This window comes from Capnocytophaga sp. CM59, from assembly GCF_000293175.1.
GTDB classification, from domain to species: domain Bacteria; phylum Bacteroidota; class Bacteroidia; order Flavobacteriales; family Flavobacteriaceae; genus Capnocytophaga; species Capnocytophaga granulosa.
The window spans coordinates 1-14250 of record NZ_ALNN01000024.1; the positions used below are offsets into that span (position 1 = coordinate 1).

Consider the following 14250-nt stretch of genomic DNA (forward strand, 5'->3'; position numbering starts at 1 on the left):
GGTGTAGGGGCTAATGGCAATTAGCCCTTGAAAGAGAACTCCGCTGGTGTGAGCTTTTAGCTCGTGCCCACAATAAAAGAGAACTTTTAATGCGAATCAATAGTTAAAAATATCTGTATAATCTTATTCGTTAAGACGCAATAAATTGCGTCTCTACGGATGACTACGCTCATCAGGAGTTGTCTTAGCCAGCGTTAGGGTAGAGACGCAATTTATTGCGTCTTAGAAAGTTAGCAAATAATATTTTAACTATTGATTCGAATTTTCAGCATTGTAAAACAAAAAAATCCTTGATGTTATCAAGGATTTTTTCTTGAGCGGGAGACGAGGTTCGAACTCGCGACATTCAGCTTGGAAGGCTGACGCTCTACCAACTGAGCTACTCCCGCTTGTTTTTGACGGTGCAAAGTTAAAACATTTTTTTTATCCCACAAAATAAAATCTCATTTTTTTCTCTGCCAAGAAAAATAATGGACTTATTTGTTTTATTTCCAAAAATAAAACCGTAACTTTGCCCCACTATTAACCGAGGACAGATTTGACTGATTGCTACCTCATCGCATAGGCGATAAAAGATGCTAAACCAGTAATCTCCTCATAAGCTTTATTTATGGGATATTTATTTACTTCCGAATCCGTGTCTGAAGGACACCCCGACAAAATCGCTGACCAGATTAGCGACGCCCTCATTGACCATTTCCTTGCTTTTGACCCTTCGTCCAAGGTGGCTTGCGAAACCTTAGTAACCACTGGTCAGGTGATCCTTGCAGGAGAAGTGAAATCCAAAACTTACCTTGATGTACAGCAAATCGCTCGTGATGTTATAAGGCGTATAGGCTATACCAAGAGTGATTATATGTTTGAGGCCAACTCATGTGGGGTGCTTTCGGCCATTCATGAGCAATCCCCTGACATTAACCAAGGGGTAGTACGCCACTCTCCAGAGGAACAAGGTGCAGGCGACCAAGGAATGATGTTTGGCTATGCTACTCGTGAAACAGATACTTATATGCCACTCCCTTTGGCGCTTTCTCATGCCATTGTACGCGAATTGGCTACCTTGCGCCGTGAGAATAACCAAATCACTTACCTACGTCCCGATGCCAAGAGCCAAGTAACCCTTGAGTATAGCGATGATAATAAGCCTGTACGTATTGATAGTATTGTGATTTCCACTCAGCATGACCCCTTTGATACTGAAGCGAAGATGCTTGCCAAAATCAAAGAGGATATGATTCATATACTCATTCCTCGTATCAAAGAACAATACCCAAAATATGCGCATCTGTTTGATGAAAATATCAAATACCATATCAACCCAACAGGGGTTTTCGTCATAGGAGGGCCTCATGGAGATACAGGGCTTACAGGGCGCAAAATTATTGTAGATACCTATGGGGGCAAGGGTGCTCACGGAGGGGGCGCTTTCTCTGGGAAAGACCCCAGCAAGGTGGACAGAAGTGCTGCCTATGCCACCCGCCATATAGCAAAGAATATGGTAGCGGCAGGCGTAGCCGATGAGATGCTCGTACAGGTAAGCTATGCCATTGGGGTAGCCGAGCCTACAGGTGTCTATGTCAATACCTATGGCACCTCCAAGGTAGCCCTTACCGATGGACAAATTGCTCAGAAGGTCAGAGAAATTTTCTCTCTGCGCCCTTATGATATAGAACAGCGCCTGAAGCTGCGTTATCCTATTTATAGCGAAACCGCCGCTTACGGACATATGGGAAGAAACCCAGAAGTGGTAAAGAAAGTATTTGCTTCTCCTTATCATAACACCAAAACCATAGAGGTAGAACTCTTTACTTGGGAAAAATTAGACTATGTAGAGACAATCCGAAAGGCTTTCGGACTATAACGTCTTAAAGAACTCTAATATACCAAAGAGGCTACCCGATAAGGAGAGCCTCTTTTTGTTATTAAAGCGAACACTATTCGCACAATTCAGCATTGTAAAACTGGGATTTGTAAATCAGAGATTCCCTAATTATAAATGCGAATCAATAGTTAAAAATATCTGTATAATCCAATTCGTTAAGACGCAATAAATTGCGTCTCTACGGATGACTACGCTCATCAGGAGTTGTATTAGCCAGCGTTAGGGTAGAGACGCAATTTATTGCGTCTTAGAAAGTTAGCAAATAATATTTTAACTATTGATTCGAATTATAAATATTTAAATATCAAACTATAATAAAAGATTAACTATCATGAAACTAATTGCAATTTTAAAAGGATTCTTTTCTAAGAATCAGTCCTCAGGGGTGTTGTTGATCCTCTGTGTAGTACTTTCTTTGACAATCGCCAATTCCCCTATGGCGGAAAGTTTTCAGGCACTCTTAGACCAAGAGGTAGGGCCTTATTCGATCAGTATGTGGATTAATGATGCCCTGATGGCTATCTTCTTCCTATTGGTAGGATTGGAGATCAAGCGGGAGATCCTCAAGGGCGAACTCTCGGATATCAGGAGTGCTTCCCTCCCAATAGTAGCTGCTATAGGGGGTATGATCGTGCCTGCGGTTATCTTTTCCCTAGGTTTATTTCAATATTTCTAAAATTTTATCTTCGTCGTAAACAAAGATACCAACTGCTACCAACGAAGCGATACCATGTGCCAACATCCAACCTTTAGCAATGTTATTCTTCAGCTCTTTATCAGATAGGGTTCGGCATTCCTCGCTATTTTTCATTATTTTTACCACTCGCTCACTTTCGGGAAAAATGTCAGTAAGTTTTACATTGCTAACATTATCCATATAAAAAGCTTTGAATAGGGCGGGTTCGGCGTGTGCCATTCGCACATACCCCAATCCCAAATCCAAAAGAGTATTGCCTGTTTTTGAGTAACTAAGCATTACATTTTGGAGGAAAGCAAGTGCTTTTTTGCAGATTTCAGCTTTGAGGTCCTCCATATTTTTATAGCAACAATAGATCGGCTGAGTGGAGCAACCTATTTGCTTGGCAATATTTCGAGCAGAAAGCACTCCAAAGCCTTCCTTTCGTACCATTTCGAAGGCAGTTTCTATAATTACTTCTTGGGTTATTGTTGTTGGTTTCGGCATAAATTCCTTTATATAACAATTGTAATATAACACATGTTATTTCATAGGCAAAAGTAGTATATTTTTTTGAATAAACAATTTTTTTTTACTAAAAATCTATCATTTAGGTTCAAATGATTGGCTTTCAATAGCCTTATGAGTTATGAAATGCAGTAGGTAATGATTTGGCGACCTATCTTCCACGATGATATACAACGCTTTGCATAACTTGAATAACCTGTTGCAAAGTTAAGAGTATATCGTGAGAAAAAAGAATTTTCTCCAAGTTATTTTCGTAAAGTCGTCCTTGGGGCGGCTTTTTGTTTTCTATGTATTCCGTTCTTATGATAAAACGCAGTCCCCCTGAGACTGCGTTTTTTGTTTTCGCCCCGCTTCTCTGCCTGCACATCCTCCACTTATGCCCGTGTATCATGTCGGGGTCGGTTGTTCGTTGTCAGTGGCAAAGGTTGTTCCGAGCTTTTATGGGGGAAAAAGTCGGGGTGGAAATCCGTTTAGACGACAATCTCCACACGTCCATTTCATTGCAGGTAGTATTCTCGCCGTAAAACCTTATTTGTCCTAAGCCCTACCTTTTTACGCCACTGAAACGAAAACGACCGACCCGACGGAAAAACGCAAAAAATATCGGATATACAAGAAACAAGGAATTTGGGAATAAATTAGAGCCAGCTTCCATCTGATTTTTTTATCCTGAATTGTTTTGTAAAGTCAATAATAAATTCATTATTGGTAACTTTTAGCCACTTATTGATTGATTCTATTAATAAAAATAATATGTCGCAATATTTGTCGAGAGTTCCATGATTTAGTGTAAAATAATTAGTCAATACAGGTATATAGCCAATGGGGAAATCACCAAAATTTCGAACAATACCTTTTTCTTTGTCAAGTTTCTCCATCAACAAATATCTGTTAGGTAAATTATTTGATGCTATTTCTGAACCCTTAACGACAATAAATCTATCATCTTTCTCTTCTAATTTAATAAATAGTGTAGAAAAATAATTGGTCTTAAACTTGTCATATTCAGCAAACCATTCATAAATATCAATGAGTGAATTCAAAACTTCTCTATTATAATATGGAGAACTTAGAGCTTTATTAATATGGTTGTAAATCTTATTTTCATATTCATTAAATTGTTTCAAGACGTAAAATCCTAGTATTTTTTTATTTTGCAACTCCTTGAATAAATCATTTTGAGACATATTCAGGAAGTTTTGTGTAGCTGCAAATAAATTCTTTTTTGAAATATCATAATCAACTATTAATGATAAATGTGATAATACCCCCAATATTTCTCTATCTATGTCTTTTTTAAGAAAATCCAATATTTTGTTAGTCAAATTTCCTTTTTTATTCATTTCGTATATTGCGAATTCTATTTTACGTGATAACTCGTCTTTTCCATTACAACTTGTATAATCTAATATTCGTCTATTTCTTAAATCGAATGGCAAATCATTATAGCTTCCAAAATCTTTATTATATACACATATAATTTTTTCCCATCCTAATGATCTAGCTGCATAGCCTAATTCTACTAATACATTAGGATTTGGCGTTTTTCTTAATTCGTCATATTTGTTGTTTATGATTGAAATATCCGCAACAAAAATATTACAACTTCCTATTTTGGTAAAAATAGATTCTGTAATATCAGGAGAACCAGCTAAATTTCTTGTTGCTTTATCAAGCTTTATATCTAATGAAATTTTTTTTTGTTGGTGTAACTTTTTTAATGCATCTTCAATTGATGTTTCAATAAAGTTCAAATTTTGATCTTTAGGCAAATCAGATTGCCAAGAGTAGAATATTTTTAGTTCCATCTTTTATCTCCTAATTAATTCAACTTGCTAGTTGAAAAGTTAAAAAAATAAAAAAGCAAAGCAAAAGATTTGTATATTTGTAATTGCAAAAAAATAAAAACAACTCCAATGCTTTGCAAAGACAAAATTACATCAATTTTTTGTATTATCGATGATATTTTAAAAGAAATTAATCATTCTGAAGATATTCGCCGAAAAGTGTCTGATAGTGAGATTATTACAACGGTATTTATAGCTGCTACAAATTTCTACGGGAACTATCGTTCAGCTATCAAATTTGTTAAACAATATAACCTATTTCCCAATATGTTAGAAGAAAGTAGGTTTAATAGGCGCTTACATAGTTTGGGAAATGTACTTTATGAATTATTTCATTTGATAGCCTCTTTTTATAAAGAGATTACTTGTGAAATGAACTATATCATAGATTCATTTCCTATACCTATTTGTCAAAACATTCGTATTAATAGATGTAAAATTGCAAAAGGCAAACAATATAGAGGCTATACAGCAAGTATGCGGTCTTATTTTTATGGAATTAAAGTTCAGTTAGTTACAACAGGAGAAGGGATACCAATTGCGTTTCATTTTACCGTAGGAAAAACGGCAGATGTAAAAGCCTTAGATAAGATTACAGCCTTCTCAAATCTCCTATTCCTCCCAAACCTCCCAGCCTTCTCATTCCTCCTATCTTTTTTCTTCAAAATAATTTGGTTAGTTGCATTATTTTTCGTTTCTTTACCCTCAAATTAACAATAATACCCAAATTGCGTATGGAATTGAAAGATATGAAAATTAAAACTTTCAAGGAGTTTTTAGAAGATAAAACTAATCCTGTGGTTTATTGTCTGCTCAGTTCCAATGGTAAAGACTTCTTAGCCAAAGAAAGCTACAAGGTAGAACTGCATCAATACAACTGCCAGCACGACACTTTTACTATTGAAACCCCTGAAGACTCTTTTGATGCTTTTAATGAGTACATTATGGAGCATTCCCGCGACTTGCTCGGTGAGCCGCTTACCATTAAGTTCCACCAATACGGCAAAGTAGTACAGCACTTTTCAGGGATTATCACCAGAATTTATTGCAAACGACAAACAGGCGGTGGTTATGGCACACTCTATATCTCAGGCAATACACCAAGTATTTTGTTAGATCAAGGCAAAGCCTGTCGTTCTTATGAACACAAAACCCTCAAGGAAATTATAGCCTCAGTAGGTGAGGGTTATGATAATTCTGCTCAGGTTGATAGCTCAGCAGGGGTAAACACTACAAGAGCATTGCCTTATACGGTGCAATGCAACGAATCTGACTACAAATTTATCTGCCGTTTGGCTAATTTGTATGGAGAATACTTTTATTACGATGGCTCTAAACTCATCTTTGGCAATAAACTTCAAGAGACCATTGAATTAGGTGAGAACCTGAACCTCATTGATGAGGATTTTACCTTAGAGATGAAACCGCAGGATTTTGAGTACATAAACTATGCTATAGACAGGGCTGAAGTTTATAGAAAGGACGCCGAAAGTGCTTGTTGTGAGTACAAAAACAATCCTATACAGACGGATGCCAAAAATGCTTCTAAAAAGCTCTTCAAAAAGATACCTCAGAAATACCATTCAGCTACCTCGTTAGAGCAATCGGATATAGATTTAGAAGAAGTAGTGCGTCAGGAAAGAGATTTAAGGGAGCTATCGCTTAAAGTAACAGGGCGCAGTCGCGACCCACGTCTGAGGATGAACACCTTTGCGTGCCTTACCGACATCAATGCCCGTGCAATGGAGACCTATAGAGTGATAAAAATATCGCACTACCACAGCGGTATGAACTATGAAAATAGCTTTGAGGATATCCCTATGATGCGCACGCCTGCGGATTACAATGCAGAGGCTTTTCCCAAAGCAGAACAGCAACCTGCTATCGTTAAAGATAACAATGACCCTCAAGGAATGGGGCGCGTACGGGTACAGTTCTTTTGGCAAAAAGGTGATGAGCTAAGCTCGTGGATACGGATGATACAGCCTTATGCAGGCAATGGCAAAGGCTTTTATTTCATTCCCGAAGTAGGCGAAGAGGTAATGGTAGACTTTGAGAACGGCAATGCCGAACGACCATTTGTGCTGGGGGCGCACTACAACGGCGCGGCAAAGAGTGGTTATAAACCTACTACTAAAGCCATACACACCAAAAGTGGAACTAAGATTTTACTTAACGATGAAGATGGAAGTGTGAGGATTGAGGATGCGAGTCATAACATTTACGAGATGGACGGCAAGGGCAATATCAATCTTTATGCCCCCAATAACATCTGTATGAATGCAGGTAAAAACTTTGACCTGAGTGTGGGGAATAACCTCAACTTCACTGTAGGTGGACAAGCTACAATGCAAATATTACAGCAAATGATTATGGAGACTCCGCTACTCAGGCAAATCGTAGCTGAATATGAGGCACGTTTAGGCAACGCCTTGCTCAGTTCCGACAACCTGATGAAGATAGAGGCAAAGGAAACAAATGTGGCAGGAGTAGAAAAACTCTTTATCCACTCAGATGAGTTGGCAACGGTAAACTCTAAGGGCTTGCTTGAGGTGAAAGGACAGCAAGGCACAAAGCATAGTAATAAAGCAGAAGAGTATGAAATAATAGAGACTCTCCCTGATACTTATGTTTTAGTGCATTTTAGAACTAAAAAAGATTGGAAAGGAGAATTTGGGTTTGATTGTTATAAAGAAAACAGCAATGTGAAAGGAATTAATGATACTGAGAAATATATAGATCTTATCGGAAAGTATTATAGTAAAACAGATGCTGAAATGCAAATAGAAAAACAAAACAATCCTTCTAACACTTATAGTTCATTTTTTATATCCAATCCCAATAGTTGGTATGTAAACAGAGGTGGTAATATAATAGAAAATTTCAAACTTGATGGAACCCAATATGGACATAGTGATGAATCACAAAATAAACTGAAAAAAGATTTTTCCCTTTTTAACTTTAAAATCAAGAATAAGAATGGTATTGAGCAAAATTTTACTCATTACAAGTCTTTTATTGCCTTATTTCCTAAAACAGAGAATTATGGAGTGAGTGAAGCTGAAATTGAGTTACAGATTAAATTTTTAAGTAAAGAAAAACCTGATTATTTAGTGTTTAAACTCAATGATGAGACAAAAGAACTAACTGCCAATCACCATTTTATAGGAATTGATAGATTAAAAATAGAGCGGCCTAAATCGGGTAAAAGAGAAACTATAAAAATTACTTGTAAGGCATTTCAAGTCATAGATAAAAATGGACAGGGAATAAAGTTTGACAAGGATATAGATATTAAAATATATGCCATTAAAGTAGATGAAAAAGGGAACAAAACAGAAAATTTAGCAGGCTGCATTACAATGATTGCACCTATTGTAAAAACTATCAATATACTTCCTGTTTATATAAAAACTATAATGAGAGATTATATTATTAGTAAAGATAATAATTTTAATTTCTTAAAAAAAGCTTTAGGACAGGCGTTGATCAAAGTAAATTTACTTGAAAAAGACCCTAACAGTGCTCAAGGAGAGTCTTTCTGTTTAAATTTACCTGCGCCTTATCCTTTTACAATTGTCTCTAAAACAATAACAGATAATAATGGATTGGATAATTTTGTCAAAAATGAATTTGAACGTAAATATTCTACTGTTTATACAAATTATTTTAAATTGTATTTTCTTGATCTTGAATATAAGGAACCTAATACTGAAGGAGCAGGAGGTTATTTTGATTCAGTATCTAAATGTGTAATGTTATTTAATGGGCACCAAAAGGAAACCATTGCACACGAGTGTTTACACGCTTTAGGATTGCCACATTCATTCTACTACCCATCAGAAATATATAAATCAAGGATGGAAGAAAAAATAAGAGATAAGAACTTTTTTGTATTCAAAGCAATGGAAACAAACAACATAATGGACTATTCACATCTGGGAGTAAACCCTGTTACAAAAAATCGAATAGACTCGCCAAAAGAGCGTTATCTTACGTGGCATTGGCAATGGTTAATAGTACGAGAAAGTACATTATTGGAATAAAAAATGATATTATGAGAATATTTATAAGCTTAATAATCATCACTCTATTTTTACAATGTAAAAATGCGCAAAGATATAGCATTGAAGTTAAAAACTCTTTAAAAGATACAATTATGTTTAAACGATTTGATTTTGAATTATACAAAAGAAACTATGAAGGTTATAAAGAAGATCCAACACGTCCCCCATTTTATATATTAGCAGATGGGAGTGCTTTTGAATCATTTGTAGGGGGAGATGATATATATTATCTTGTGATACCTCCTAAGCCTTCCTACCATTATTATATGTATTTTTATTACCCCAACGGAAGACTAAAAGAATATGGAGCTTTTGCAGGACTTAGAAGTACTGTAAAAATAGGTGTTTGGAGACAATATGATGCTATAGGAGATGAAACACAGGTAGATGAAGAAGCAAAATTTGAGAAATGGTCTTTTAATAAGGTTTTAGAGGTATTAGAAAAAGATGGAGTTATCAATTTGCGAACGGGAAAACATAGAGAAGCAAATGAATTAGACTTTGATTTTGATGAAAAAGAAAAAAAATGGACAGTGGCAGTTGTTAAAGAAGTAATAGATGTTTTTATTGATGTTTATTATGAATATATCTTTGATTGTGTAGCAGGGACATATACTCGAGAAGAATATGAACGCTATAATAATAAAGCAATGGATCTTTCTGGGTTACCTCAATTAAAGAATAGTAAAGAGAATAAAGATAGAGCAATAAAAAAGTGAAATAATTTTTATTAGTTATGCCACAAATCATCACTGATACTGCAGAACTCAGTTGCAATCAAGGCACTGCAACAAGTTGCCTCAATGTTACAAGTCAAGATTTTGTAACTATTGAGGGTAAAGCTATGGCTACTGAGGAGGACAAGCAAGCGAATACTAATATACAGCCCTTTAAGCAATGTAAACTAAAACCTTCTTCAGGTGGTTATTTACCTTGTGTGCCTGCTCCTATTCAATGGGAAGATACCGCAGAGAAAGACTCTATCAACAGACAAAAAATACTTACAGAAAGCTCCTATTGTATGTGCTCAGTTGGTGGCAAAATCACCGTAAAAGATAAAGGACACAACGAAAATCACAATGTGGAATAAGTCTAATCGCCACGACTTCGGAGTGCGTTTTAAGCTCCCTGCAAGGGCAAGTTGTTTTGAGTGCCTAAACGCCTAATGCGTGCCTCAAAACATAACTTGCTCTGTTCCGGTGAACAGAAAATTCTCCCTAAAGATCAAATTTTAATTAACCATAAGAAAAGAAGATAAACACTACAAGCTCATAAAGTGATTTAGGGCATATTAGTAATATATTTAACCAATCACTTACTTACAAAGTTATTTACAATTCTATGTAAAGCTATATGTATATTTGTACATTACTTTGCTTTCACGTATCAGAGCAAGCAAGTATGTACGAAGGTAAAAACGTAATTAAGTAGCTACATAGTTTGAAATTTTTATTCGACAATGGGAGGAAAAGCGGTATTCGTTTCAAAAAACAATCTGTAAGAAGCGGCATTTTTCTCATATTTGACATTTTTTTATTCGCTTAAAGGTCGGAATGAGCTGGTTTCGTTTCGAGTGCCATAAAAGGTCTGTGTTTAGCTTCTGCAAGATTTTTCAAAAAAATACTACCCGCAGGACAACGGGCAAGGGCTGGAGATTTTTTTGAAAACCCATCGGGCTTGACCTTGCAAGAAGCGTTAAGAACACAGAAATACCTTTGCACTCGAACAACGAACCGCCATTACGTGCCTTAAGTGTTTAAAACAGGGAAAATAGGTAAGTCTTAATGACGTATTTCTATTTGTGACAAACGAATATCCTTATTTGTTGAAGTCTTTTTTTCTTCTAATAGCTTTCTGTAAGGCAACAAAAAAATCCATTGACACATCTCTTTTTGAAATGTTATCAATGGATTTCTAATTTTTAAAAGACACTGAGAAGCTATCCTATCTTTAAATTCTTTAATCGTTCGGCAGCAATTTCCATATCCTTGCTAATTTTCTCATTGGTGATTTTAGCATAAATCTGGGTGGTTTTGATATTCTTATGTCCCATCATCTTGCTAACACTTTCCAAGGGAACCCCTTCTGTTAAGAACAGAGTACCAAAGGTATGGCGTGCCCAGTGAAATGAAATGGGTTTTTCACGAATGATGTTACAATCTTTCATCATCTTTCTGATTAAGAGATTGCAATTAGTGTTGGAGGGCGTAGGAAACAATGCCTCAGTACGAGTCGTACCCTCATATTTTTCAATAATTTTCTCGGCTATATCCAACAAACGTACATTACAGGGCACATCGGATTTCTGACGGCGTTTGATAAGCCATTTGTTACCGTCAAAGAACGATTGTAAGTGACTTCTTTTAAGTTGTTTGATGTCAATATACGAAAAACCTGTAAAGCAACTAAAAACAAATAGGTCTCGTACTAATTCAACAGAAGCACTCTTAGGATGATATTGCAGAAGAGTTTCTACTTCCTCTCTAAGCAAATAGCCTCTGTCTTTCTCCTCCATAGAACTTATATAATTCTTAAAAGGATTGCGATAGATGATACCCTTGTCTATGGCTATTTCTACCATTTTACAAAGGGGCATCATATAAACCCATATTGTGTTGTGAGTAAGACTTTTATTAACTCTAAGATAGAAGTCAAAATCGTTGATAAAGTCTTCTGTAAGCTCTTTGAAAGAAATATCACTTCTGTGGTATTTGTACTGGATAAACTCGCTCAAATGAGTGTATACATTTTCGTATTTGTTAAGCGTACTGTAACTTCTAACACCTTTTTCTACCATCAGGGCAAAGTCTTCTTTGAACTTCTCATAGACTTTTAGCAAGGAATCTTCCATTACTCCTATACCTAGAAAAGTAGCTTTTAGCTTCTGAGCAGTAACCACTCCCTCGTACTTCATCAACTCCTCATAATGAGTAACCATACGTGAACGAATCTCTTCTAGCTTGCGATTGAGCTGGGTAGCTTCCTCTGTTTTACCTGTTACTCTGCCATATTTCAAATCCCATTTCTGTGGAAGAATTTCAAGTTTGGTACTAAACTGAGCTACCTGATTGTCAATGGTAATACGCCCCATAATAGCAACCTTACCGTTCTTCTTTGGGGCATTCTTTTTAAGGTAGAACAATACCTTAAAGGTTGAGCGTTTTACTTTTTTCATACTCTAATTTTTTAATTTGCGAAAGTACTTTTTATCAAGTTACTGTTCAATATGAAAAAAGGTGTAAAACACTGAAATATAACCTACTAATAAAAATTATTTTTCAAGGTATTAGGTAACGATTTAGAAACCTAATTTTGAAAAAGCCTGTCCAAATCATCTAAGACTCTGTCTTGTCTTATCTTCCTATCAAAAAAATAATCCTCTTTGTATGAGCTAATTACATTATTTTTTGTAGTTTTGCTTTTTATTCGTAATTTTCTAAGAAAAATAAAATGTAATTTTTAGATCAATTGATAATGAAATAGCTCAAGGTTTTCGTATGATAGGGGCTTTATACTCGCCTTTTACTATTTGCTTACATACTTTGTGAGCTAAATCGCCATTGAACGAATAAATATAAAGTGACTTTGATGCACATCCCCTCTTCTTAAGCTGCTCAAATTACTATTGACAAATTCCTACTTTTAATAAAGAATCCGTTGTTCTCTTCATATAAGCTATAATTAGGTATGGTGATGGGGCACAACATTTGTCTTATGGTAGTCTCTTCTTCAAGTCTCAACTTGCAATGAGTCCATTTATCCTCCCATCTTTGGTTATCCTTACAATCAAAGTAATTTCCTGTAGGAGTATAAAAATCTCTTACATAATTAAATATTAACCTTACTATGATTCCCTTTTCATTTTTAATTTCAGCACAAATTTCCCTTATATAAAACGTTTCAATACACAATTCTACTTCTAAGTACTCACTTTCTTGAAAGAGTGTGTTATACTTTGGCAAATTATTAGAGTCTTTTTCAAAATCAATAGTCTTTGTGTTTATATCATTTTGAAACATAATTATTTCTCTTTATTTTTCTCTACAATACAAAAATCTACTTCATTGCCTTCTATATAAAGGTTTACAATGCTGACGTTCTTATTTTGCAATTTGAGTTCGTAAGTCTTTATCTTATCCTCGATAATTTGATCAACTGAGAAAACACCTTCATTAACTAATTCACATTGTTTATCCAACAAAGAAATAAGCGCTTCGGGAATGTTATAAGTAGTGGTAATCTCCCCTACAAAATGTTGATATTGCATACCCTTAGCCTGATACGTTCTATGCCAATGATAGGAGATTTCCTAAAAAGGAGTATTGTGGTTGTCCGTAATAAGGTCTATTAAATTCATATCAATCATAAAAACCCCTTTCTCGCAGTTGGACTTCATACTGCTAATGATTTTTCAATATTTTGGAAATCTTTTCGATAATACTTTCTTCTTTAGGAAGATCCGCCTTCTTTTTCCTTTTTATTATAGCGTTATCAAGTATCCCACTTTCATAGTCGGCAGACTCTAAATCACCATATATATATATTCATCATTTAGCTGATATTGTTTTGCTATTTGTTCTTCCCAATCAATATATTCTTCTTTAAAATCAATAATACCAGAAGGATACCCTTTTAACCAATACATATTACCTTTTACAAGCAACATCGCCCAATGATATTGTTCTTCATGAGTGATAAATGCTACTTCATTAATAGATTCAGGCATACGCATCCAGTCTGAGTTTTCTACCAGTCGAGTAGCCTCTTCCATAGTCACCTCACCATAATGCACTGCCAAATGCTTAAGCCACTCACAAGCGGAATAGTGGTTATACACACAGAAATCACCCTCTTCATTATAGTAAATTATCCCATCTCTAAGTCCGTTAGGATGTGTGGTAGTATCAATATCTTTTAATGCTTTTTCAAGTTCGGTCATATTATTTGTACTGCTATAATTAGTTCTTTTATTTGAGTAGTAGGGCATTCTCCTTCTAAAAATAGCACTTCTGTACACCCTAAATCTATAAAATCAATAGAACGACCATACATTTCTATTTGTTTTAGGGTGAAATTTACCGCTACCAAAGTGTTATTGTCTATTTTTATAAGATTGAAAACCTCTCTTTTGTGAATAATATCCCCTGCAATCACTCTTCCTGCTACTGAAAATGTATTTTCAGTAATAACTAAGAGCTTTTCTACTTGAAATATTTTATTCATAGTCACGAAAGTAGTTTATTAGTATTG

12 protein-coding genes, 1 tRNA gene and 1 pseudogene are annotated in these 14250 nt (G+C 35.4%); 6 read left to right on the forward strand and 8 right to left on the reverse strand.

What is annotated here, in order from left to right:
* Window positions 1-316: 316 nt before the first annotated feature.
* Window positions 317-389 (reverse strand) — tRNA-Gly (locus tag HMPREF1154_RS06810).
* A 221-nt stretch (window positions 390-610) separates the two neighbouring features.
* On the opposite strand from HMPREF1154_RS06810, the gene metK reads away from it, so the two are divergent.
* Entirely contained in the window at window positions 611-1861 is a 1251-nt protein-coding gene (gene metK / locus HMPREF1154_RS06815; protein ID WP_009641878.1) for a methionine adenosyltransferase, read from the forward strand.
* A 352-nt stretch (window positions 1862-2213) separates the two neighbouring features.
* Window positions 2214-2537, forward strand: a pseudogene (locus tag HMPREF1154_RS06820) (Na+/H+ antiporter NhaA); the annotation flags it as partial.
* A gap of 3 nt (window positions 2538-2540) precedes the next feature.
* On the opposite strand, the gene HMPREF1154_RS06825 reads toward HMPREF1154_RS06820, so the two are convergent.
* Window positions 2541-3065, reverse strand: coding sequence for a TetR/AcrR family transcriptional regulator (locus HMPREF1154_RS06825; protein ID WP_034567069.1), 525 nt, complete (start codon window positions 3063-3065; stop codon window positions 2541-2543).
* 659 nt (window positions 3066-3724) lie between these two features.
* The gene (locus HMPREF1154_RS06835; protein WP_009641854.1) at window positions 3725-4894 is read right to left on the reverse strand and encodes a hypothetical protein; all 1170 of its coding nucleotides are present in this window, start codon (window positions 4892-4894) and stop codon (window positions 3725-3727) included.
* Between the two features lie 108 nt (window positions 4895-5002).
* Between HMPREF1154_RS06835 and HMPREF1154_RS06840 the strand changes: the two genes are divergently transcribed.
* Genes HMPREF1154_RS06840 through HMPREF1154_RS06855 form a run of 4 tightly spaced genes read left to right on the forward strand, consistent with a single transcriptional unit; the run spans window position 5003 to window position 10090 of the window.
* On the forward strand, window positions 5003-5647 hold the full coding sequence (locus tag HMPREF1154_RS06840; protein ID WP_009641862.1) for a transposase: 645 nt from the start codon (window positions 5003-5005) through the stop codon (window positions 5645-5647).
* Window positions 5648-5667: 20 nt separating this feature from the next.
* Window positions 5668-8979, forward strand: coding sequence for a phage baseplate assembly protein V (locus HMPREF1154_RS06845; RefSeq protein WP_034567059.1), 3312 nt, complete (start codon window positions 5668-5670; stop codon window positions 8977-8979).
* A gap of 11 nt (window positions 8980-8990) precedes the next feature.
* On the forward strand, window positions 8991-9719 hold the full coding sequence (locus HMPREF1154_RS06850) for a hypothetical protein (protein WP_232211981.1): 729 nt from the start codon (window positions 8991-8993) through the stop codon (window positions 9717-9719).
* A 17-nt stretch (window positions 9720-9736) separates the two neighbouring features.
* Window positions 9737-10090, forward strand: a complete 354-nt coding sequence (locus tag HMPREF1154_RS06855; protein ID WP_009641848.1) for a DUF4280 domain-containing protein — start codon at window positions 9737-9739, stop codon at window positions 10088-10090.
* Between the two features lie 849 nt (window positions 10091-10939).
* Here the strand turns inward: HMPREF1154_RS06855 and HMPREF1154_RS06860 are convergent.
* The 5 genes from HMPREF1154_RS06860 to HMPREF1154_RS06880 all read right to left on the reverse strand — a co-directional run bounded on the left by HMPREF1154_RS06860 (window position 10940) and on the right by HMPREF1154_RS06880 (window position 14223).
* Window positions 10940-12175 (reverse strand): site-specific integrase, encoded by a 1236-nt coding sequence (locus tag HMPREF1154_RS06860; RefSeq protein ID WP_009641860.1) that lies wholly within the window; start codon window positions 12173-12175, stop codon window positions 10940-10942.
* Window positions 12176-12614: 439 nt separating this feature from the next.
* A complete protein-coding gene (locus tag HMPREF1154_RS06865) occupies window positions 12615-13019 on the reverse strand; it encodes a hypothetical protein (RefSeq protein ID WP_034567060.1) in 405 nt (134 codons plus the stop codon).
* 2 nt (window positions 13020-13021) lie between these two features.
* Window positions 13022-13267, reverse strand: coding sequence for a hypothetical protein (locus HMPREF1154_RS06870; protein ID WP_009641877.1), 246 nt, complete (start codon window positions 13265-13267; stop codon window positions 13022-13024).
* A gap of 255 nt (window positions 13268-13522) precedes the next feature.
* Complete coding sequence (locus tag HMPREF1154_RS06875) at window positions 13523-13939, reverse strand: hypothetical protein (RefSeq protein WP_009641847.1); 417 nt, start codon at window positions 13937-13939, stop codon at window positions 13523-13525.
* The gene (locus tag HMPREF1154_RS06880) at window positions 13936-14223 is read right to left on the reverse strand and encodes a hypothetical protein (RefSeq protein WP_009641849.1); all 288 of its coding nucleotides are present in this window, start codon (window positions 14221-14223) and stop codon (window positions 13936-13938) included. Before HMPREF1154_RS06880 ends, HMPREF1154_RS06875 begins: the two co-directional genes overlap by 4 nt.
* Window positions 14224-14250 lie beyond the last annotated feature (27 nt).